22 protein-coding genes and 1 tRNA gene are annotated in these 21881 nt (G+C 42.6%); 11 read left to right on the top strand and 12 right to left on the bottom strand.

What is annotated here, in order from left to right:
• The first annotated feature begins 1 nt into the window (after nt 1).
• The 4 genes from aspS to ABZR88_RS20660 all read left to right on the top strand — a co-directional run bounded on the left by aspS (nt 2) and on the right by ABZR88_RS20660 (nt 3785).
• Nucleotides 2-1747 (top strand): aspartate--tRNA ligase, encoded by a 1746-nt coding sequence (gene aspS, locus ABZR88_RS20675; protein WP_107827854.1) that lies wholly within the window; start codon nt 2-4, stop codon nt 1745-1747.
• Nucleotides 1748-1778: 31 nt separating this feature from the next.
• A complete protein-coding gene (locus tag ABZR88_RS20670) occupies nt 1779-2246 on the top strand; it encodes an FKBP-type peptidyl-prolyl cis-trans isomerase (RefSeq protein WP_107827853.1) in 468 nt (155 codons plus the stop codon).
• A 123-nt stretch (nt 2247-2369) separates the two neighbouring features.
• The gene (locus ABZR88_RS20665) at nt 2370-2972 is read left to right on the top strand and encodes a hypothetical protein (protein ID WP_107827852.1); all 603 of its coding nucleotides are present in this window, start codon (nt 2370-2372) and stop codon (nt 2970-2972) included.
• A 30-nt stretch (nt 2973-3002) separates the two neighbouring features.
• Nucleotides 3003-3785 (top strand): hypothetical protein, encoded by a 783-nt coding sequence (locus tag ABZR88_RS20660; RefSeq protein ID WP_107827851.1) that lies wholly within the window; start codon nt 3003-3005, stop codon nt 3783-3785.
• Between the two features lie 150 nt (nt 3786-3935).
• Here the strand turns inward: ABZR88_RS20660 and ABZR88_RS20655 are convergent, their stop codons facing one another.
• Nucleotides 3936-4778, bottom strand: coding sequence for a DUF2911 domain-containing protein (locus ABZR88_RS20655; protein ID WP_107827850.1), 843 nt, complete (start codon nt 4776-4778; stop codon nt 3936-3938).
• 195 nt (nt 4779-4973) lie between these two features.
• Nucleotides 4974-5966, bottom strand: a complete 993-nt coding sequence (gene nadA, locus ABZR88_RS20650; RefSeq protein WP_107827849.1) for a quinolinate synthase NadA — start codon at nt 5964-5966, stop codon at nt 4974-4976.
• A gap of 410 nt (nt 5967-6376) precedes the next feature.
• Here nadA and nadB point away from each other — a divergent pair, with 410 nt between their 5' ends.
• Nucleotides 6377-7969, top strand: coding sequence for an L-aspartate oxidase (gene nadB / locus ABZR88_RS20645; protein ID WP_107827848.1), 1593 nt, complete (start codon nt 6377-6379; stop codon nt 7967-7969).
• Nucleotides 7970-7972: 3 nt separating this feature from the next.
• Entirely contained in the window at nt 7973-8740 is a 768-nt protein-coding gene (locus ABZR88_RS20640; protein WP_107827847.1) for a hypothetical protein, read from the top strand.
• A 23-nt stretch (nt 8741-8763) separates the two neighbouring features.
• Here ABZR88_RS20640 and ABZR88_RS20635 read toward each other — a convergent pair whose 3' ends face one another.
• Together ABZR88_RS20635 and ABZR88_RS20630 are read right to left on the bottom strand one after the other, a co-directional pair.
• The gene (locus tag ABZR88_RS20635; protein ID WP_107827846.1) at nt 8764-9198 is read right to left on the bottom strand and encodes a hypothetical protein; all 435 of its coding nucleotides are present in this window, start codon (nt 9196-9198) and stop codon (nt 8764-8766) included.
• Between the two features lie 12 nt (nt 9199-9210).
• Nucleotides 9211-9283 (bottom strand) — tRNA-Gly (locus ABZR88_RS20630).
• An 84-nt stretch (nt 9284-9367) separates the two neighbouring features.
• On the opposite strand from ABZR88_RS20630, the gene ABZR88_RS20625 reads away from it, so the two are divergent.
• The gene (locus ABZR88_RS20625; RefSeq protein WP_107827845.1) at nt 9368-9880 is read left to right on the top strand and encodes a gamma carbonic anhydrase family protein; all 513 of its coding nucleotides are present in this window, start codon (nt 9368-9370) and stop codon (nt 9878-9880) included.
• Here ABZR88_RS20625 and ABZR88_RS20620 read toward each other — a convergent pair.
• From ABZR88_RS20620 to ABZR88_RS20605, 4 genes are all read right to left on the bottom strand, one after another.
• Nucleotides 9870-11465, bottom strand: coding sequence for an Ig-like domain-containing protein (locus ABZR88_RS20620; RefSeq protein ID WP_170113562.1), 1596 nt, complete (start codon nt 11463-11465; stop codon nt 9870-9872). The two genes, ABZR88_RS20625 and ABZR88_RS20620, sit on opposite strands and share 11 nt — an antisense overlap.
• A 159-nt stretch (nt 11466-11624) precedes the next feature.
• The gene (gene mnmG, locus ABZR88_RS20615; protein ID WP_107827843.1) at nt 11625-13487 is read right to left on the bottom strand and encodes a tRNA uridine-5-carboxymethylaminomethyl(34) synthesis enzyme MnmG; all 1863 of its coding nucleotides are present in this window, start codon (nt 13485-13487) and stop codon (nt 11625-11627) included.
• A gap of 85 nt (nt 13488-13572) precedes the next feature.
• Entirely contained in the window at nt 13573-13827 is a 255-nt protein-coding gene (locus ABZR88_RS20610; protein WP_107827842.1) for a hypothetical protein, read from the bottom strand.
• On the bottom strand, nt 13824-15710 hold the full coding sequence (locus tag ABZR88_RS20605) for an ABC-F family ATP-binding cassette domain-containing protein (protein WP_245917009.1): 1887 nt from the start codon (nt 15708-15710) through the stop codon (nt 13824-13826). Before ABZR88_RS20605 ends, ABZR88_RS20610 begins: the two co-directional genes overlap by 4 nt.
• A gap of 382 nt (nt 15711-16092) precedes the next feature.
• Between ABZR88_RS20605 and ABZR88_RS20600 the strand changes: the two genes are divergently transcribed.
• The 4 genes from ABZR88_RS20600 (at nt 16093) to ABZR88_RS20585 (ending at nt 19221) form a co-directional block, all read left to right on the top strand.
• The gene (locus ABZR88_RS20600) at nt 16093-16875 is read left to right on the top strand and encodes an ABC transporter permease (protein ID WP_107827840.1); all 783 of its coding nucleotides are present in this window, start codon (nt 16093-16095) and stop codon (nt 16873-16875) included.
• The gene (locus tag ABZR88_RS20595; RefSeq protein WP_107827839.1) at nt 16875-17648 is read left to right on the top strand and encodes an ABC transporter ATP-binding protein; all 774 of its coding nucleotides are present in this window, start codon (nt 16875-16877) and stop codon (nt 17646-17648) included. The genes ABZR88_RS20600 and ABZR88_RS20595 overlap by 1 nt, the downstream gene beginning before the upstream one ends.
• A 2-nt stretch (nt 17649-17650) precedes the next feature.
• Nucleotides 17651-18409: an MlaD family protein gene (locus ABZR88_RS20590; RefSeq protein ID WP_107827838.1), complete on the top strand. Its 759-nt coding sequence runs from the start codon at nt 17651-17653 to the stop codon at nt 18407-18409.
• Between the two features lie 242 nt (nt 18410-18651).
• The gene (locus tag ABZR88_RS20585; protein ID WP_170113561.1) at nt 18652-19221 is read left to right on the top strand and encodes a TetR/AcrR family transcriptional regulator; all 570 of its coding nucleotides are present in this window, start codon (nt 18652-18654) and stop codon (nt 19219-19221) included.
• A gap of 84 nt (nt 19222-19305) precedes the next feature.
• On the opposite strand, the gene ABZR88_RS20580 is transcribed toward ABZR88_RS20585, so the two are convergent.
• The 4 genes from ABZR88_RS20580 to ABZR88_RS20565 form a co-directional block, all read right to left on the bottom strand.
• Nucleotides 19306-20325 (bottom strand): proline iminopeptidase-family hydrolase, encoded by a 1020-nt coding sequence (locus ABZR88_RS20580; protein WP_107828037.1) that lies wholly within the window; start codon nt 20323-20325, stop codon nt 19306-19308.
• Between the two features lie 135 nt (nt 20326-20460).
• Nucleotides 20461-20976, bottom strand: coding sequence for a glutathione peroxidase (locus tag ABZR88_RS20575; RefSeq protein ID WP_107827836.1), 516 nt, complete (start codon nt 20974-20976; stop codon nt 20461-20463).
• Nucleotides 20977-21033: 57 nt separating this feature from the next.
• Complete coding sequence (ybeY, locus tag ABZR88_RS20570; protein ID WP_107827835.1) at nt 21034-21459, bottom strand: rRNA maturation RNase YbeY; 426 nt, start codon at nt 21457-21459, stop codon at nt 21034-21036.
• Nucleotides 21459-21881: an ATP-binding protein gene (locus ABZR88_RS20565; protein WP_107827834.1), complete on the bottom strand. Its 423-nt coding sequence runs from the start codon at nt 21879-21881 to the stop codon at nt 21459-21461. Before ABZR88_RS20565 ends, ybeY begins: the two co-directional genes overlap by 1 nt.

Raw genomic sequence — 21881 nt, 5'->3', positions numbered from 1 at the left:
TATGCTACGTACACATACTTGCGGCGAATTAAATATCAGCCATTTAGACCAAACGGTTACTTTATGCGGCTGGGTGCAAAAATCGCGCGACCTGGGCGGCACTACTTTTATTGACGTGCGCGACCGTTATGGTTTAACCCAGATATTGTTAAATACCGATACCGATGCCGCCGTGCGCGATAAAGCACGTGGCATGGGCCGCGAGTTTGTAATTCGCGTTACCGGTAAAGTGCTGGAGCGTACCAGCAAAAACCTGAAAATTCCAACCGGTGAAATTGAAGTTGCTGTTGAGGAACTGGAAATTCTGAATGAATCAAAAATTCCACCATTCCTGATAGAAGACGATACCGACGGCGGCGAAGAGCTGCGTGCCAAATACCGTTACCTGGATTTGCGCCGTAACCCCATCCGCAATAACCTTGTTTTGCGCCATAAACTGGCACAAGAGGTGCGCCGTTACCTGAGTGATCTGGACTTTATGGAGGTAGAAACCCCGGTACTGATCAAATCGACCCCGGAAGGTGCACGTGATTTTGTGGTGCCAAGCCGCATGAACCAGGGCGAGTTTTATGCCCTGCCGCAATCGCCACAAACATTTAAGCAATTGCTGATGGTGAGCGGTTTTGACCGTTATTTCCAAATTGTTAAATGTTTCCGTGATGAGGATTTACGTGCCGATCGTCAGCCTGAGTTTACCCAGGTAGACTGCGAGCTGTCATTCGTTACACAGGAGGATATCCTGAATATTTTTGAGGGACTGATCCGTCACCTGTTCAAAACCACTAAAGGTATTGATCTGGGCGATTTCCCACGCATGCAATATGCTGATGCCATGCGTCTGTACGGTTCAGACAAGCCAGACCGTCGTTTCGGCATGGAATTCGTTGAACTGAATGACATAGTGAAAGGCAAAAACTTCGGCATTTTTGATAGTGCAGAACTGGTAGTGGGCATCAACGCTAAAGGTTGCGCCAGCTACACCCGTAAACAAATTGACGAGTTGACCGAATGGCTGAAACGCCCGCAAATTGGCGCTACGGGTTTGATCTACTGTCGTTACAACGAAGATGGTACGCTGAAATCATCGGTAGATAAATTCTACAGTGAAGATGACCTGACCAACTGGGCTGCAGCCTTTGGTGCAGAGAAAGGCGACTTAATACTGATCCTGGCCGGCAACACCAATAAAGTGCGTAAACAAATGAATGAGCTCCGTTTAGAAATGGGCAGCCGTTTAGGTTTACGCAATAAAGATGAGTTTGCGCCAATGTGGGTACTTGACTTCCCGCTGTTGGAGTGGGACGAAGAAACCGAGCGCTACCATGCTATGCACCACCCGTTCACCTCGCCAAAACCAGAGGATATCCCGATGCTGGATACCGCTCCCGGTGATGTACGCGCCAATGCGTATGACCTGGTGATCAACGGTTCTGAAATTGGCGGCGGTTCTATCCGTATCCATGATCGTGAAACCCAATCGCTCATGTTCAAACACCTGGGCTTTAGTCCGGAAGAAGCGCAGAAACAATTTGGCTTCCTGATGGATGCGTTTGAGTATGGTGCACCTCCGCATGGTGGTTTGGCGCTGGGCTTTGACAGGCTGTGCTCTATTTTTGCCGGTCTGGACTCGATCCGCGATGTAATTGCCTTCCCGAAAAACAACTCGGGTCGCGATGTAATGATCGACTCACCGTCTACCATTGCACAGGCGCAGATGGACGAACTGAAAATAAAAACGACGATATAATTTTTTACCCCATTTTGAGTTAGAATAAGCGATGAAAAAATTTATACTGATATTGCTGGTAGTTGCGGCCGGATTTAGCGGATGCAAAAAAGATAGTACCGATACTTTTGACGCGGAAGCACAGGCAGCAACAGACGATGCGACAATACAGGCCTACATCGCAAACAACCATCTTTCTATGACCAAAGATGTGTCTGGCTTTTATTATAAGATAGTTACGCCGGGTACCGGTAAATATCCAACCGCGGCATCAACTGTAACGGTATCTTATGTAGGTAAGCTACTTAACGGCACCCAATTTGATGCTAACGACAATTTTTCAACCGCACTTACGGCAGTAGTGCGCGGATGGACACTAGGTTTGCAGCACATTAACGAGGGCGGTACCATTTTCCTCATCATTCCATCGGCCATGGGCTATGCCAACGTAGATAACGGGGCAATACCTGCAAACTCTGTGCTTACCTTCACCATTACTTTGAAGAGCGTAGATAAGTAACTACTTGCTTTGCAATAAAAAGAAAAGGGGATAGCCATAAACTATTCCCTTTTCTTTTTAGCAGGTGGCAGGTATTGTTGTTTAATGGTATATCATTTAAATTCGAAAGCAAAACCGACTGCCATGATCACCAAAAGTGTTTTGCTAAACTTTAGCCTCCCCGCAATTATCTGCTTGACGGCTACTAATTACATAACCGCAAACCGTTTAAAATCATCTGGGTTTAACACATCTCATATTCATGTTATTGCCGACCGACCTGAATTTGATCATATAAGCAATCTGAAACTGAATAATTCCATTTCGCTTATAGATCACTACAGACACGTAAAAAGCGTGTTGGGGAAACCAGATAGCATAACAACACCGGTAGACCGCTCTGTATCTTTTTATGATCAGCCTTGTAAACTGGCCTATTTCAAGGGAATTGAGTTTGAAAAATATGGAGATAAAATGGTTATCAGTCAGATTAACTTTAGTCAAAAAAACAAAGTTTGGCTGCAATCCGGCAAGTTGATATTGAATTATCAAACTACCATCAGTTCTCTCAAAAATTACTTTCCTAAATCCATAAAAAAGAAATTGACAGTCACTAACGACGACCATGGTACTCAAAAGTTTGTGACCATTTCATTAAGTGTCCCCAAATCTGATGACCTGTGGGTTTTGCTTTTTAATGCCCAAACCGGACATTTGGAAAGAGTTGATTATTGGATGCCCGATTGATCCACAACTTAGCCCCTTATAATTTATTTCATGATTCTACACATCCTTAATGGTGATGCCATGTTGCCCGACTTCCAGGAAGCCGGCATTGAAGGCGATATATTGGTTTGGCGCGAAGCTTTGTGTGAAGGGTCACTCATAGCCGATATCAGCAGCCTTGAATTTTGGGACGATCGCAGCGAGTGGATCGGGAAGACTTATGGCGAAACCAAGGCTGGTTATAACCACAAAATGCTGGATGAACTGGCCAAACTCGATCATAGCTATACCGAAATCATCCTTTGGTTTGAGTTCGATCTGTTTTGCCAGGCTAATTTGCTGGGGGCGCTGGCTTACATTCGGTGCCAGCCGCATCTGCAAAACACGCAAATCTCATTAATCTGTCCTGACAGCTTTCCCGGCATGGCCGATTTTAGAGGCCTTGGAGAGCTTAATGCATCACAATTGGCATCCTTGTACCCCGGCAGGAAAACACTAACTGCAGATGGCCTGGAAACAGCTCATCAGGCCTGGCAAGCATTTGCAGCACAAAACGCCGATGTATTGGAAACCTGGCTGGCCAGAACCACCCCATCTAGCCCTTTCTCAGCGCTTCTCCCGGCGCTGCAGGCCCATTTAAAAAATCTACGCACCAATGCCGCCGGATTAACCTACATAGAACAAAAGCTACTGGATATCCATCAATCCGGCGCAACATCTTTTCCCGCCATTTACCGCGAATTTTGGCGCACAGAACCTATTTATGGTTTGGGCGATTTGCAGCTATTAACTTATCTGCAAAAATTACAAGACCGGGGCTTAATTTATCTATAATTTCCGGGCGGAACCACCTCCAATATATGGCGCGAAGCGCCGAAAATTTTTTTAAAATCGGCGCGGAACATCCACCCATTAAAAAGGGGCGCAAAGCGCCCCAAAATTTTTTTAAAAAAGCAGCTAATCGCCGAAGGCGAAAAATTTTTTTTATTTTTTGGCCTGTGCCAGCACTTCGTTATTTAAACGCACATATTCATCGGTTTTACTGGCTTGGGCAAGCTTTACGCCTTCTGTAGCGGCAGCTATGGCTCCGGCCTTATCACCCTTTTTTAACAAAATACGTGCTTCCCATAGTTTAGGCAAAAAAGGAGGGAACCTTTTATCCTTCTCAATCTCTTTGGCCCAGGCCAGCGCCTTATCCATATCTTTATTATTGTTGTAATAATAGATTACCGATTCAAAATATGGCTTATTGTCGGTCTTCATAGCCGAGTCTATTTTAGCCATTACTTTGGTATCAATATCAGTCACAATATGGAAGGCAAAACCTGAGTGTTCCCACTTCATTTGCAAATCGCAGGTAGTAGGGCTTACATTAATAAAGTCAAGCGTCATGGTTTCGGTCAGATCTTTTAGTTTGTCGGTCTTAACTTTAAAACGCATCAAGTCATCACTTTCTTTGTAAGTATAGGCACCCCACTGTTTAGGGTTCTTACTGATAATAATAGTCCACTCATCCATACCGGGGATACTGAATAAACCATAATCGCCGGCGGGTACTTTTTTACCATCAATAATTACATCGTCGCTAAATTTTAAAAGCGTGGCCGAGTTAGCACCCGTGCGCCAAACGGTGCCATAAGGTTCCATTCCGCCAAAAATCTTACGGCCTTTAACATTGGGGCGAGAATACGTGAGGGTGACCTGTCCTAATCCAAACCCCTGAACAATGGTTTGTGATGAACTGGGTTGTGGTGTGATTTGCGCTTGCGATTGAAACGCGGTAAATGATAAGGCTGCTATTAAGCAACGCATTAAATTCGTTTTCATGATGTATAGGTTTGCTTAGTATAAAGTTAGGGCCTTTTGCTTCGGGAAGCAAGGAATAATTTAAGCCTGCAAGACTAAATATCCGTCGCGTCGCTGCCCCATTCTTCGCTATTGAAGTAGTAGATCAGTCAACAAAAAAGAGCCACAATATATTGTGGCTCTTTAAATTATACGTTTTTATTAAAGTTGTAAAAACTATAAACCCAGTTTAGCTGAAATGTCCAGCATGCGCTCAATTGGCTTTACTGCTCTTTCAATAATATCTGCCGGTACAGCTACCTCCGGTTGTTCATTTTTCAAACACAAGTATAACTTTTCCAGCGTGTTACGTTTCATGTGCGGGCAATCGTTACAAGCACATTGGTTGTTTGGTGGCGCCGGGATAAACGTTTTATCCGGATTGGCTTTTTGCATTTGGTGCAGTATACCAGATTCGGTTGCTACAATAAATTCCTTTTCCGGGCGCGAGCCTGCATATTTTAAAATGCCTGTGGTAGAGCCAATATAGTCGGCCATTTCCAGTATTACTTCTTCGCACTCAGGGTGGGCCAGCAGTTTGGCACCAGGATGACGCTCTTTCAGCTTGGTAATCTTTTCTCTCGAAAAAATCTCATGAACCATACAGGCACCATTCCACAACACCAAATCGCGACCGGTTTTTTTAGCCACGTAAGCACCCAGGTTTTTGTCAGGGCCGAAGATGATTTTTTGATCTTTCGGCAAGCTCTCTACAATCTGCACGGCGTTGCTTGATGTGCAAACAATGTCGGTCATTGCTTTCAACTCGGCCGTACAGTTCACATAAGTAATCACCAGGTGATCCGGGTAATTTTCTTTAAACTTTTTGAACAAGTGCGGCGGGCAGCTGTCGGCCAAAGAGCAACCGGCTTTTACGTCGGGCAGTAAAACTTTCTTTCCAGGTGAGAGGATCTTGGCTGTTTCGGCCATGAAGTGTACACCGGCAAATACAATAATATCGGCGTCGGTTTTAGCAGCCTCTTGCGACAAGCCGAGACTATCGCCAATATAATCGGCAATATCCTGTATTTCTCCGTCCTGGTAATAATGGGCCAGTATAACCGCATTTTTTTCTTTTTTAAGTTTTTCGATTTCCGCATAAAGATCCAGCGACGGATCAATGTACTCGTCGACGAAACCTTTCATGTTTATTTCTTCAAAAGTATCCATTTCAACAATTCAAATAATAACAACTAATATTTTAAATAAATAAAACTATTGTTTATTGGTGTGTTAGTTTTGTGTAAAACCAAGGTTAAAAATATTTGTGAAAGCTACTTATCCGCAGGTTATCCACATTTTTAACACGGTTTTTATTTTCTATTAATTTGATTTTTAGATTGATGTGAGAACCAAGTTTTTTCTTCAAAAGATTTATGTGGAGATTTTAGTATGTTTAAAAATGTTAATTAACGCACTACATCTGCCAGGAAATTCCTCAAAAGTAATCCCTTCTAACGGTAAAATCAGCACTTATCCACATGTTCAACATTTTTTAAATATTTGCTTACACAAAATTAACACGTTTTAGGAAGCTTATTAACATACAACTCAATTTTTAAACATCCTATGATTTTGATATGACCAAAAATGTGGATTTCCTGGTAGTCGGTTCGGGTATCGCCGGATTGAGTTTTGCACTCAAAGCTGCCAAACATGGTAAGGTACTGATAGTTACAAAGGCAAATGAAGATGAGAGCAACACAAAATATGCCCAGGGAGGCGTTGCTGTGGTTGTGGATAAAAAGGAAGATTCGTTTGAAAAGCACATAAATGACACCTTAATTGCCGGTGACGGACTATGTGACGAAGCAGTTGTGGAAATTGTGGTGAAAGAGGGTCCGGCCCGGATTAACGAAATTATTGACTACGGAACCAATTTTGATAAAACTAACGATGGTATTTATGACCTGGCCAAAGAGGGTGGTCATAGCGAGTATCGTGTACTACATTATAAGGATATTACCGGTTTTGAGATAGAAAGGGCGCTGTTAGAACAAATTCATCAAAACCCTAATATTGAGATACTTACGCATTATTTTGCCGTTGATCTGATCACTCAGCATCATCTGGGTAAATTTGTTGATAAGCAGAGTGATGATATCACTTGCTATGGTATCTATGCTTTTAACACCCATACCAATGTGGTGGAAAAGATCCTTTCTAAAGTAACAGTGATGGCTGCAGGTGGCGCCGGCCATATTTATGCCATTACTACCAACCCAACTATTGCAACCGGTGATGGTGTAGCCATGGTGTATCGTGCTAAAGGAAAAGTGCGTAACATGGAGTTTATGCAGTTCCATCCCACAGCCTTATATAACCCGGGGGAGTATCCTTCATTTTTAATTTCTGAGGCTGTGCGTGGTTTCGGCGGTGTGTTGAAACGAATAAATGGTGAGGAATTTATGCACGAGTATGATGAACGCGGTTCATTAGCGCCGCGTGATGTGGTGGCTCGTGCCATAGATGCTGAGATCAAAAAATCAGGTGAGGATTACGTTTACCTAGATGTGCGTCATCGCAGTAAAAAAGATATCCTGGCTCATTTCCCTAATATTTATGCCAAGTGTTTAGATATCGGTATTGATATGACCAGAGATATGATCCCCGTATCGCCGGCCTGTCATTATATGTGTGGTGGTATCATGGTAGATCATAGCGGTCGTTCATCTATATTAAGATTGTATGCCTGTGGGGAATGTTCTTCTACTGGCTTACATGGTGCTAATCGGTTGGCTTCCAATTCTTTATTAGAGGCATTGGTTTTTGCGCATCGCATTTATAAAGATGCCATGAGCCAGTTTGAAACTAATGTGATCCCGGATAACATCCCGGATTGGGATGAGAAAGGTGCAACATTATCTAATGAAGACATCCTGGTTACCCACAACTTGCGCGAAATGCAAAAGGTGATGAATGATTATGTAGGCATTGTCCGTTCAGATTTTCGTTTAGAAAGAGCTATGCGCCGACTGGGCCTGCTGCATGAAGAAACAGAATCATTCTATAAACAAACCAAGCTCTCAGTAAAGCTTTGTGAGTTACGTAACCTGATCCAGGTTTCATACATCGTCATCAAATCGGCCATGATGCGTAAAGAGAGTAGAGGACTACATTATACTACAGATTATCCGGAGCATTCGCCGGTTTTGCAGGATACGGTATTTTAGGTTATGTGGCCATTCAAAAAGAAGAATGCGGAGCTACAGAAGGTAGCGGAAGCGGTTGTGAAAACTATAATATGTATTCCGGGTGATTGGAAAGACAGGATAGAAATATTTAGTAGATCCAACGGAGAACTGATGATCGCTGGCAAGTTTCTGGCAGATAATATAACGGGGCGGAATTACGAGATAGAACTTTGCGTTGCTGATGATCGTATAGCTTTAGCTTTTACTGCTGCTGGGTACGCTTGCAGTTTGTCTTCTGAATTTTTGTCAAAAATAGCTGATCATCAATCTGTTTTGTATCTTATTGGCGAAACAGGTGATCCGGTTAAGGCTTTTCAAATGGCTGAGATAGCTGCTAAGTTGCTCAAAGTTGGTGGAATTGGGATAAAGATTGAAACAGCTGGTAAAGCATTTGAACCATATCAGTGGAGTAAAAATCTCGACTTTGATTTTGAAGACGCAGCTTTTAATGGTTTCGTAGTAGATTCATTAGTTAAGCCAAACGGTGATGTTTACTCGTGTGGAATGCATAATCTTGGTTTGAAAGATACGATAGTATCTGGTCTTGAATTTCAGGAGGCTGTGGATTTGATAAAGATCTTTTCATTTTATCAATTGATCGACAAGCCTGTCATAAAAAATAAACAGACGTTTAGAACCGGTTTAGAATCAGCTTATTATCTTATAACAGAAGAAACAGATCAGCCTAATAAAGGCATTGAACTTTTTGAAAATCCTTTCGGGATGTGGAAGTTGGAAAGGTTACAGTAGAGAAATATAGAAGCTATATTTAATTATTTCAATTTATCCCAGTCTATTTTATTAGAAAAGCTTATTGTAAAGAGGGGAGTATCTTTATAAGGCTCAAGAGTTTTTTTGTCGTATAAGCAATCAAATACTATACAGTCAGTATAGGCATAGGTATCGTAATGATCTAGCTTTTGTTTACTGAAAAACCGGAGATATAGGTGACCGGGTTTAACTATAACGCTAGCGATGCCGGTAGACTTTTTTATAATGTATTTCAGATAGTCTAAGTTCTTATTTTTTACCATCCATTTTTTATTTGTCCAGGTATTATATACTTCAATGCTGTCAATGGCGTCTACATTGATAAAATTTTCGACTTTATACTTTTTGAAAGGATCATATTTTATAGGTTTTTGCTGACCTATGCTAAAAATGGGCAAGATTAATAACGGGAGAAAAACGGGTAAGATTTTTTCCATGCTTAGGTTCTGAGCGAAAAACGGGGTTCGAACCCGCGACCTTCAGTTTGGGAAACTGATGCTCTACCAGCTGAGCTATTTTCGCTTTTGTTGTAAGCTAAAGTAGGAAAATAAATATAAAGTGTGCAACTTGCCTGTAGCTTTATCATTTACCTTTTAACCCAAGATTATGCCGCTGATACTTCCCGTTAAAAATAAAAAGCCTGATTGGGGCGACGACTGCTTTATTGCCGAAAACGCTACCATTGTTGGCGATGTTATTATGGGCGATAATTGTTCTGTATGGTTCAACGCCGTTATCCGCGGTGATGTTAATTATATCCACATTGGCGATAACACTAATATTCAGGATGGTGCTGTTATTCACGCTACCTATATGCGTGCCGCAACTACCATTGGTAACCATGTAACCATTGGTCATAATGCTATTGTGCACGGCTGTACCGTACACGATCATACGCTGATAGGTATGGGATCCATTGTAATGGATAACGCCGTGGTAGAAGAATATGTGATTATTGGGGCAGGTTCTATCGTACTGGAAAATACCATTTGTGAGTCTGGTTACTTGTACGCAGGCAATCCTGCCAAAAAAATAAAGCCTCTGACCAATGATCAAAAGGCTTTATTAGATCGTTTACCACAAAACTATTTACTGTACTCCAGCTGGTTTAAGGGATAAATACTTCAGGTGGTATGGCCACATCCTGATCCATTTCCCAGTTAGGTCTTAGCGTTATTACGGTAGGGGATACCCATATATTTTCGGGGTATCGCTTGGCTTTGATATTGCCTGTATCCCATTTACCGTTGCCATTGGTATCATAAGTTACCCTGACAAACAATCTGCCGGTAGGGTAGTCTTTGTATACCAGTGAGGTGTTTTTCTTGATGGCGTCGCTGCGCAGTACTTCTTTTTTATCGTTTAAAAGTTCTACCACGTAATTTTTGCTGGTATCGGGTACGGTCATTTTTAAAGTTAGCGTTCCGTAATTCTCTATTTTATCAACCGTAAATTTCTTGACAATCCGCTTGTTATGGTCGCCGTAGATGTTTACAAAAGTGCCTTCGTTAAAAGAGAGCTCGTACCGCTTATCCTGCTTCCATCGGTATTTTAATATGAACTTAGTTTGCTTCAACGAGTCTTTTTGAAGGGTGAAATTGCTTACGTCAACAGAATCTTCCAATAAGAGCACGCGCGATCGGTCAAAGCTTTCAATCGGGCTGTTTAACGTTAATTGAAGGTCTGTATTTGGCTTTAATCTGCCCATGTTGCTGATATTGGCACCGATAGAGATATCTCTTTTAAAGGCTTCTTTACGGCCTTTTCTGAGGTATGTTGTATCAATAGGTTTGCCATGATCTGTTATGGCGACAGACACCGAGTCAAAGTCCATGTTACGCAGATAAATCAAGGCTGTATCACGTGTTTTGCTGAAGTCTACATATTTCTGGTCGTTAGAGCCTTTCGGGTAATTAATAGTAATGCCGGGCTCAGCTAGTTTCTTATTAAATGCCAAAAGTATCTTACCGTCTGCGTCAAAACGTTTGGCTAGTATTCTGAAACGGTCAGGATCCTGCTGAAACAAGCTCAACTGTACACCCGAGGTGTCTTTATCCAATACAATGTCGTTTTTAAGAAATCCTACCTGTTCACTCTCATTATCATAAATTCGATTGGCGCTTTGTTCTTTCAGCGCATAAATGCGATAACGACCATCATGCAGGTAAGACATGCTGAAATTGCCTGATGAATCTGTAGAGGTAAATATGCTCGGTTTATGTTTACCCCAGATGGTATCCTGTTTTATGGGCACCAGCATTACCGTTACATCCTTCTCTTTCTCCTGGGTGAGGGAGTTAACCACGGTTCCAGACAGAGTGAGCGAGTCAATGTGAGGGCCGGTAGAAAAAACGTAGACGAAGTTTTTGATCACGTTGCCTTCATTAACATCGGCAACAGCTTTGCCGAAGTTGATCACGTAGGTAGTGTTCTTTTGTAGCGTATCCTTAAAGTTGATGTACAAACTTTTTTGGCGCACTTTAAACTCCGGCGTTTTTTCCATAGCCGGGCTCACCGTGATTTCCTGAAACTGATTGACCAGTTTAAAATATTCATCAAAATCCATGCGGATTTGTTTCGCATTAAAATTGCGCGTCTCGTTGACGGGGGTAGCCAGCAAAAGTTTAGGTGGGGTACGGTCACGAGGTCCGCCCAGTGGTCTTTGGATGTTGGCACAGCCAATAATGTTAATGATGACCAACAAAAGCCCTAAAATTTTGGCTAAAAAAAGTGATTTTTTATTTGAGCCCATTTTTATGCGATATAAGCCACTTTTGATGTTTTTGGAATATTGATATTAAAACTTTCTAAAAGTGGCTTATAATGAATATTTATAATTAATTGATTATCAGTTATTTATGTATTATCTACTCATGTGCACCATCAAAACCGAAATATCAGACGGCGACACGCCTGAAATGCGTGATGCCTGGCCCAAAGTCTTCGGTTTTATTCTGATCAATTTTTCGCGAGCTTCTTTAGAGAGCGATACCAGGGTCTGATAATTAAAGTCAGGGTCGATGTTTCGGTCTTCCATTTTCTTCATGCGTTCTACAATGTCCATCTCTTTCTCAAAGTAGCTCTCATATTTAATCTTGATCTCGGCCTGCTCAATAGTCTCGGTGTCATAGTTTGATAACAGTTCATCCAGTTGAGTGTCTGCCTTGCGCAGGTCATTAATAGTCACCTGCGGGCGACTAACCAACGCGTGTAACTTTACACCCTGGGCGAGGGGGCTGGTACCTAACTCTTCCAGTAAGCCATTTACTTCCGACTGACTAATCGATTTTTGGCGGGTGAAGGCCACAATGTCATCAGAGTCTTTTATCTTTTTGTTTACCTTCTCCAGCCGCTCATCGCTGATCAAACCCAACTCATGACCTATCGGACTCAGCCTGATATCGGCATTATCCTGTCTTAAAAGTAAACGGTGTTCTGCCCTTGAGGTAAACATACGGTATGGTTCTTCGGTACCTTTGGTTACCAAATCGTCTATCAAAACACCAATGTATGACTCTGATCTTTTCAGTATCAGCTCATGTTTGTCATGTACTTTATTGTGTGCGTTGATGCCGGCAATGAGTCCTTGCGAGCCTGCTTCTTCATAACCGGTGGTACCATTAATCTGACCTGCGAAGAATAAATTGCTGATGAGTTTAGTCTCCAGCGTCAGATTTAATTGCATAGGAGGGAAGTAATCATACTCTATTGCATAACCTGGTCGGAACATTTTGGCGTTCTCAAAGCCCGGTATTTGGGTCAATGCACGGTACTGTACATCCTCGGGTAATGAGGTAGAGAAGCCATTTACATAGATCTCAACTGTGTTCCATCCCTCTGGTTCTACAAATATCTGGTGACGGTCTCGCTCTGCAAAACGGTTAATCTTATCCTCAATAGACGGGCAGTAACGAGGGCCTAAACCTTTAATCCTGCCCGTAAACATAGGCGATTTTTCAAAGCCTTCTTTCAGGGTTTCATGCACTGCAGTATTGGTATAGGTAATCCAGCAGCAACGTTGATCTTGCGTTACAGGGGTATCAGTGTAGCTAAATTTGCCTCTGTTTTCATCGCCCCATTGCTCTTCCATCACCGAATAATTAAGGCTGCGTCCGTCTACACGGGGTGGGGTACCGGTCTTCATGCGGCCTGCTTCAAAGCCTAATTCAACCAATTGCTCGGTTAAACCAGTAGCCGCTTTCTCGCCTGTACGGCCACCACCAAAGCGTTTCTCGCCAATATGGATGAGGCCGTTTAAGAAGGTACCATTGGTTAATACTACCGCTTTGGCTTCAATCTCTACACCTATAGAGGTACGTACGCCTACTACCGTATTGTTTTTAACTAATAGGCCCGATACCATATCCTGCCAAAAGTCAACATTAGGGGTTTGTTCCAGTGCTAGACGCCATTCTTCGGCGAAGCGCATGCGGTCTGTTTGTGCCCTTGGGCTCCACATGGCAGGGCCTTTAGATAAATTGAGCATCCTGAATTGGATGGTAGATTTATCTGTTATAATACCTGAATAGCCACCAAGTGCATCAATCTCACGCACAATTTGCCCTTTGGCCACACCACCCATTGCGGGGTTGCAGCTCATTTGTGCAATGGTGCCCATGTTCATAGTAATCAGTAAAACTGACGATCCCATGTTTGCAGCAGCAGCGGCAGCTTCACAGCCCGCGTGCCCGGCACCCACTACAATTACATCATATTGCTTAAACATCTCTTTTATTTACTTACGTTCCACGTGGAACGTCTATTTTAATCTAACTATTATTACGTTCCACAGGAACGTAAACTTATGGCGATTATCGTTCCTTTACCGATGTTCCACGTGGAACTCTAAAGAAAGAAACCAGGGCAAACGTTGCCCAAACGCTTTCTAACACCACAAAAGGGTAGAAGCTGATCATGTATGAAGATAAACAGCATAAGCCGGCGCCAATAAAGTTCATGGCGGTATAGGGGCGGCTGTTAGCTGATAATTTCTTCTGTACATTTAATACAAAAGCTATTAATAAGATAACTACTCCAACTGATGCTATAATATCTGATAGTTTCATGCTTCTTTTAATTCTTCCAGTTCCATCCAACGCATACTTTTTTCGTCTATTTCGTTAGATTTATCTTCTATCTGTTTAGCCAGGTCCATTAACTCCTGATGTTCTGTAACACTGCCAGAATTCATCTTTAGGGTTAACTCTTTTATTACTGTTTCCAGTTTAGCTATCTCGCTCTCTAAAGTTTCATATTCCTTTTGCTCTTTAAAGCTTAGCTTATTCTTTTTAGGAGCAGGGGTAGGAATGGCTACCACTGGTGCAGGCTTATCATTAACGCTTTGTTTCTTGGCTAATTGTTTTTGCTCTTCAATTTCTTCGCGGTATGATGAATAGTTGCCATTAAAGATGCGTACATCGCCATTGCCTTCCATAATAAAGAGCTGATCGGTTAGTTTGTCCAGCAAATAACGATCGTGCGATACCAGCATTAAAACGCCTGGATAGTCGGTTAAAAACTCTTCTAACACATTTAGTGTGTCAATATCCAAATCGTTAGTAGGCTCATCGAGGATGAGGAAGTTTGGATTCTTCATCAACAAGCTCATCAACTGCAAACGTTTCTTTTCGCCACCGCTCAGGTTTGATATAAAACCGTGTTGCTTTTTAGGTGGGAATAAAAACAATGTGAGCAGGGCAGAGGCCGAGATGGTTTTACCATCGGCCATGGTGATAAACTCTGCCACGTTCTTTACCACATCGATTACGCGCTCGTCTTCTTTAAAAACAATGCCCGATTGATGGAAGTAACCCAATACCGTTGTTTCGCCTTTAATAGCCTCGCCGCCGTCAGGATTTAAACTGCCGGTAATAATATTGAGCAGGGTAGATTTACCGCTGCCGTTCTTACCTGCCAAACCAATACGGTCGCCCTTCTTAAATACATAAGAGAAGTTTGTGATAATCTCGCGATCTCCGAAGTGTTTATTCAGGTGATGCAGCTCCATAATCTTATTACCCTGGCGGGCCGCCTTAACGCTTAGCTCTACCTTGGCTTTAGGTCCGGCGTTTTTGGTTTTTTCTTCCAGATCATAAAAGGCGTCAATGCGCGCTTTTGATTTGGTACCACGTGCCTGTGGCTGTCTGCGCATCCATTCCAGCTCTTTCTTTAGCAAGTTACTGTTCTTGGCAAAGGCAGCAGCATCGGCACTTTCGCGCTCGGCTTTCTTTTCTAAGAAATAGGCGTAGTTGCCCTGGTAGGTAAACATCTTGCCGTTATCAATCTCCATGATCTCGTTACAAACGTTATCCAGAAAATAACGGTCGTGCGTTACCATGATGATGGTTTTGTTGCCCTCGGTCAGCAGCTTTTCCAGCCACTCAATGGTATCAATATCCAGGTGGTTGGTAGGCTCGTCCAATACATAAACCTCTGGGTTCTCAATTAACAAACGCGCTAACGATAAACGTTTACGCTGACCACCTGATAAGGTAGTAATAGGCTGATTAAGATGATGAATATCTAATCTGCCCAGAATGGTTTTGATTTGATATTCATATTCCCAGGCGTCCAGATTGCTCAACTCAATGGTGAGGCGCTCTATTTCTTTTATATTTTCCGGATCATTCTCCAGAAGCTCCTCATACTCGCGGATGAGTTGTTGCTGACGATTGTCTGAATGGAAAATATAATCGCTGATAGTAACAGCACTGCCAAAAGAAGGATCCTGCTCCAGGTAACCCAGCGATAGATCGCGTGCATGCACAACTTTACCTTCAACGGGCATCAAGCGGCCCGATAAAAGCTTTAATAAGGTAGACTTGCCGGCGCCATTAACACCCACCAATGCCACCCGGCGCCCGCGGTTTATACCCAGCGTCATGTTTCTGAATAGCCAGTGGTCTTGAAATGAATGCCCTAATTGCTCGGCCGATATTAACGTACTCACGCGATGTTTATTAGTTTATTAGTTTGATAATCAATTGATTAAAATAAAAAACAATGCTTTTAGCCTACTACATGGGTACACTTTAGCCAGTTTAATAATTGGTGCAAAAGTACGGATTTCTGAACCAGATTGAGAACCAGTATGAAACGGATTGATAGGATTGACAGGATTTTGATAAAGCCAACAGTAAATGCTTTAAAAATAGGTAGATCAAAGGAATGATTTGCGTCCTGTAGATCCCATTAATCCTTTAAATTCTGGTTTAAAAATTAATATATACTTAACACCAGCAATTGTAAAACGAAACAAAATAAACCCCGAATTGTCATGCTGATTGAGAGCCACTTATAAAACTGAACAATTAGGTATAAAAATTAGCATTATGGCAGCAGAGGCAACAGTAACAACGGGTTGGCGCAAATGGCTGGAGAGCGTTGGCGAGCAGGGTGTGTTCTTTATGCGCTTTGTGCGTAATCTTTTTTCCGGTGGTTTTGAATGGAACGAGTTTGTGCGCCAGTGTTATGAAATTGGCTATCGGTCTTTAACATTGGTGGGTATTACCTCTTTTATTATGGGCTTAGTGCTTATTCTGCAACTGCGACCAACATTGGTTGGTTTTGGTGCGGAAAGTATGCTGCCGCACACACTTGCCGTATCAGTAATCAGAGAAATAGGCCCGGTAATTACAGGAATTATCTGTGCAGGTAAAATAGCATCGAGTATAGGTGCCGAATTAGGCAGCATGAAGGTAACCGAGCAGATTGACGCTATGGAGGTATCTGGCGCTAATTCGGTACAATACCTGGTTGTAACGCGCATATTGGCCACCAGCCTGATGATTCCACTATTGGCCATGATCGGCGATCTGATTAGCCTTGTAGGCGGGTTTATAGCCCTTAATTTAACCGATAATATCAGCCTTACCCTTTATCTGCATAAATGCATAGCAGCGCTGGATTATACTGATTATATGCCCGCCCTCATCAAAACCTTCTTTTTTGGCTTCGCTATTGGTTTTGTGGGCTGTTATAAAGGTTATCACTCAGATCATGGTACCGAAAGCGTGGGTGTTGCCGCTAACTCGGCGGTAGTAACATCGTCTTTGTGGATCTTTTTTATAGACATGCTGGTGGTACAGATAAGCACCCTTTTATTTTATAAATAATGGAAGAAGTAGCAGAAAAAGCAAAGCATACTGCTTCTGACCAAAAGGAGGCGGTAATCGAGATCAAGGGATTAAAAAAGTCCTTTGGTAAAAAGCAGGTGCTTAAAAACATCAACCTTAGTGTAAAACGGGGAGAGAATGTGGTGATTTTGGGTCGATCAGGTACCGGTAAATCAGTCACCATACAATGTGTGGTTGGGATGTTAACGCCTGATAAGGGCACCGTAAAGGTATTAGGTCAGGAAGTAGAGCAACTGAATGATAGGGAACTAAAGGAACTGCGTACCAAAATAGGTTTCCTGTTTCAAAGCGCTGCGTTGTATGACTCTATGACCGTACGCGAAAACCTGGAGTTTGCGCTAAAGCGCGTAATGCGAGTGACTAATCAGTCTGAACTTAATAAGCGCGTAAAAGAGATGTTGGAGAACGTCGGCTTGCCTGATGCGGCTGAAAAGATGCCATCGGATTTATCGGGAGGGATGCGTAAGCGGATTGGCCTGGCGCGGACGCTGATTGTTCACCCCGAGATTATGCTGTATGATGAACCGACTACAGGTTTAGACCCCATTACGTCGCGTGAGATTAGTCAGCTGATCCTGGAGATGCAGCGTAAGTATAAAACAACCTCTATCATTATTACGCACGATATGGACTGTGCCCGTGTGGTATCAGACCGGGTACTGATTATGGATGATGGAGAATATAAAGCCGAGGGATCATTTGATGAGCTCTCGAAATCAAAAGACGAATTGGTGAAATCTTATTTTATCTGATTATGAAAGCAACATCGGGACAAAAAATAAAAATAGGACTCTTTGTAGTTGTTGGTCTGGTAGTGCTGTTTCTCGGCATCTTCCTGATAGGTAACCAAAAGAGCATGTTTAACGCAACGTTTAACGTTTACGGCATATTTAAGAACGTTAGCGGCCTGCAGGTGGGCAATAATGTGCGTTTTGCGGGCATTAACGTAGGTGTGGTAGATGATATTACTATTGTGACAGATAGTTCGGTAAAAGTGACGCTAACGCTTAATAACTCGGTTAAACAGTTTGTAAAGAAGGATGCCAAAATGGCCATTGGCAGCGACGGTTTAATGGGCGATAAGCTGGTAGTAATTAATCCGGGCGGTATAAAAAGCCATGAGGTAGTAAATGATGGCGATAAACTGGCTACCGTTAATCCACTGGATGTAGACAAGCTGATCAACAAGTTTACCAGGATTGCCGACAATGGCGCCGTCCTTACCGAAAACCTGGGTGGCATAGTAGAGAAGATAAATAAAGGCAAAGGTAGTCTGGGGCGGCTATTGAATAACGATAAAATGGCCAAAGACCTGGAAGGTACAGTTAGACAAGCCAAAACTACCATTGCCAGCGTACACACCACCAGCAAAACGCTTAATGAGGACTTAACCGCCGCCCAACATAATTTCCTGCTGAAAGGCTTCTTTAAAAAGAAACAGAAAGCCAAACAAGATTCATTGAAGAAGATCCAGGAGGCAAAGAAGAAACAGCAGGAGAGCAATAAGGAATAAGCCCTATATCAACAATTTGAGCAATACCATTTGTCATTTCCAACGGGAGAAATCTTAGACGATTGCAAGTCCAAACATGCCATACGTCTAAGATTTCTCCTCACGCGCCACATAGGCCCGCGCGGTGTTCGTTCGAAATGACAAATGGTATTCATTTATTATCCTCAAAAAAACCGCCAAATTTTTGCTTTTTACCGCTTAATAATGATTAAATTCATAGACCGATTAATCACTCTAAGCTATTGGACAAGCAGACACAAATATTAGCGACAGCACTCAAGCTGTTTGTTAGGTTCGGCTTTCATGGAACGCCGACAGCCAGGATTGCAGAAGAAGCCGGCGTGGCCAACGGCACGCTCTTCCATTATTATAAAACCAAAGATGAGCTGGTTGTAGGGCTTTATAACAGCATCAGGGATGAGTTTTCTGCCGCTATAGCCAAAACCATTCATGCTGATGATTTTATGGCTGTACGTTTCAAAAAGATGTTTGTTACCTCGGTGCACTGGGCGTTGGACAATCGTGATAAATACTTTTACCTGCAGCAATTCCAATTATCGCCCCATGTGCACCAAATACCGCCCGAAAAGCTGAAAGAGCAAATCAGCATCCAAAGCCAGCTGATTACCGACGCCATCCATAAGCGGTTGCTTATTCAACAACCGCCAGAGTTGGTGCTCAATTTATATAATGGTCAGGTAATGGCTGTTTATCAATATCTTACCTCTTTTGAGCTGGAAGAAGACGAGCAACGCCGCTTGATTCACAGCGTTTATGAGCTGATGTGGGAGATGTTGAAGTATAATGGGTGAGCGAATTTATAGTAGAGCCACATATTTGTGGCTCACTTTGCTAACGGGAGCCACAAATATGTGGCTCTACGGGAAATAAAAACGCTATTTCGCATCAGGTTTAAAGCTTCCGGCATCTACATCCTTCAAAAAAGCTATCAGATTGCCAAAATAATGCTGCTGATCATCATACATAGCCATATGGCTGCCGTTAGGGCAAATGTAGGTGCGACTATTAGGCAGTAATTTACCCTCGCGCTTTAAATCTTCGGGATTCATTTCGTCATACTTAGCACCCAAAACCAGAATAGGGGTTTTAATATCTGGTAGTCTGCTCCAAAATTCCCAGTTTTTGAAGTTTCCGGTAATCTGAAACTCATCTGGCCCCTGCATTTGCATGTAAATGGGTTGGTTCATTTTTTTAAAGGTGCGTAGTAATGGCTCCGGCCATTTTTCCAGGGGTATACGGCAAAGTACGTTGGCATACAATTTGGTCATTAAGAGCGTATTATATTGTTCGGAATCATATTTTTTTAATCGCGAAAGCGAATCAAAGACAACAATATCACGGGGGGTGAAATACTTTTTCTTTAACTGCTCGGCATAGGCTACATATTCTTTTACGCCGGCCGTCATATCAGACAATACGGCTCCCTTAACGTGCGACTGATACTTGTGCAAATACTCCATAGCCAGCATGCTGCCCCAGGAGTGGCCGACGATGTAAAAACTATCCAGCCCTAAACCTTTACGTACCTGCTCTACTTCTTCTACATAACGCGGTACAATCCAAAGTGTGGTATCTTTAGGTGTATCAGAGTTACCGCAGCCTAGCTGGTCATAGTAATAGAACTCGATTCCGGCCTTTGGTAAAAAATCTTCAAAGCACTCCATATAATCATGCGGCAGGCCAGGGCCACCGTTAAGTAGCAATACCTTAATTTTTCCGTCACCTACCTTTTTTGTGTAGATGTTGTACTTACCATCTACCTTGATGAGTTTGCTGCCACCCGTTTTTACTTCATGAGATGAAGTGTCGGCTGTTGAAGGGGTATTTGTTGATGGATTTTGTTTGCAAGCGGCAAAACATAACGCGGCCGAAAGCAATAATACATGTGGTTTCATGGCGTAGTTTCGGTTTGATAATGAGTTAGTTAAATATAACAAATATTTAAGGCATGTGCTTATGAAACCTGCCAAATAAAAAAAGAGCTGTTTCACGTGAAACAACTCTTTTTTTATTTGGACAAAAATCTCTTTTTAGTTGAGATATTTGGTTAATTCTGCAGACATAGGGGTAGTTTTTGAACGGAAGCGGTGGATGAGTTTACCGTTTTCGTCAATCAGGAATTTCTCAAAGTTCCATTTAATTTCGCCGGTAAAATCTGGGTTTGGTGCTTCTGTCAGGAATTTAAACAACGGGGCAATGTCATCACCCTTAACACTAACTTTCTCTGCCATTGGGAAGGTTACATTGTAAGTGCCGGTACAGAAGGTTTTAATTTCTGATGCGCTGCCAGGTTCCTGTCCGCCAAAGTTATTGGCCGGGAAACCAACCACCACTAATTTGTCTTTGTAGGTTTCAGATAATTGCTCCAGCTCTTTGTATTGCGGAGTGTAACCGCATTTAGAAGCTGTATTAACAATAAGGATCTTTTTGCCTTTGTAGTCAGACAGTTTGAAGGCTTTACCGTCTATGTTTTTTAGTTTAAATTGATAAACTGAGCTAGGTGCTGCAACAAACAGCAACGCAACCATAATGGAGAGGATTTTCATAACTATACCAGGTATTTAAATTAATACGCAGTGAAGTTAGACAAAATTGCTGCGGCTTTAAAAAGTTCTGGCCGCCAGATACTCATCTTCCTTCTGTGTCATCAACTTTTTACTTTCGGGGGTCTTATCCGGATAGCCAAGCAGGTGTAAAGCACCGTGGATCATTACGCGGTGCAGCTCGGTAGCTTCTGTAACCTTGAACTTTTCAGCGTTCTCACGAATGCGCTCTGCCGAAATAAAAATATCGCCTACAATTACCTTTTCCTGCTCAGAATTATCAAAGGTGATGATATCGGTATAAGTATCGTGATCTAGGTATTGCTGATTGATTTGCAGCAAATAGGCGTCAGAACAGAAAATGTAGTTTAGTTCTTTCAGCCTGAAACCTTCGGCAACACAGGTGTCTTTAATCCACTGCCGCAGGGCGGCTTTTTGTTTGGGTTTAAAGACAATATCTTCCTCAAAAAAATTGATTGACGGCATTAAATCTTAAAATGAAGCTCGATCTCGTTTCCGCGATCGTTAAAAATACATTGGTCTGCCAGTTGTTTCATAATAAATACGCCGCGACCGGTTAGGGCCTCCAGGTTTTCAGGAGCGGTAGGGTCAGGCAGCTGGTTGGGGTTGAAGCCTTCACCCTCGTCTGTAACTGTCCACACAATGCGGCGTTGGTCTACCTCGGCATTCACAATTACCAATTTATCGGCATCAAGTTGGTTGCCATGTACCATAGCATTGATAACTGCTTCACTCAAACAAGTCATCATATTGGCAAAGGTGTCATCAGCCACCTGGTGTTTATCGGCTATATTTTCTATCAAACTCTCAAGCTGTATAATGCTTGCAGGCCTTGACGGCAGTTGCAGGGTATAAAGCTCAGTAGTTGGCACTTTAGCAGTTTGCAT

The sequence above is a fragment of the Mucilaginibacter yixingensis genome (assembly GCF_041080815.1).
In the GTDB taxonomy this organism is placed as follows: Bacteria; Bacteroidota; Bacteroidia; order Sphingobacteriales; family Sphingobacteriaceae; genus Mucilaginibacter; species Mucilaginibacter yixingensis.
The sequence above is the reverse complement of the archived record's forward strand: the minus strand, read 5'-3'. Positions and strand labels throughout refer to the sequence as shown.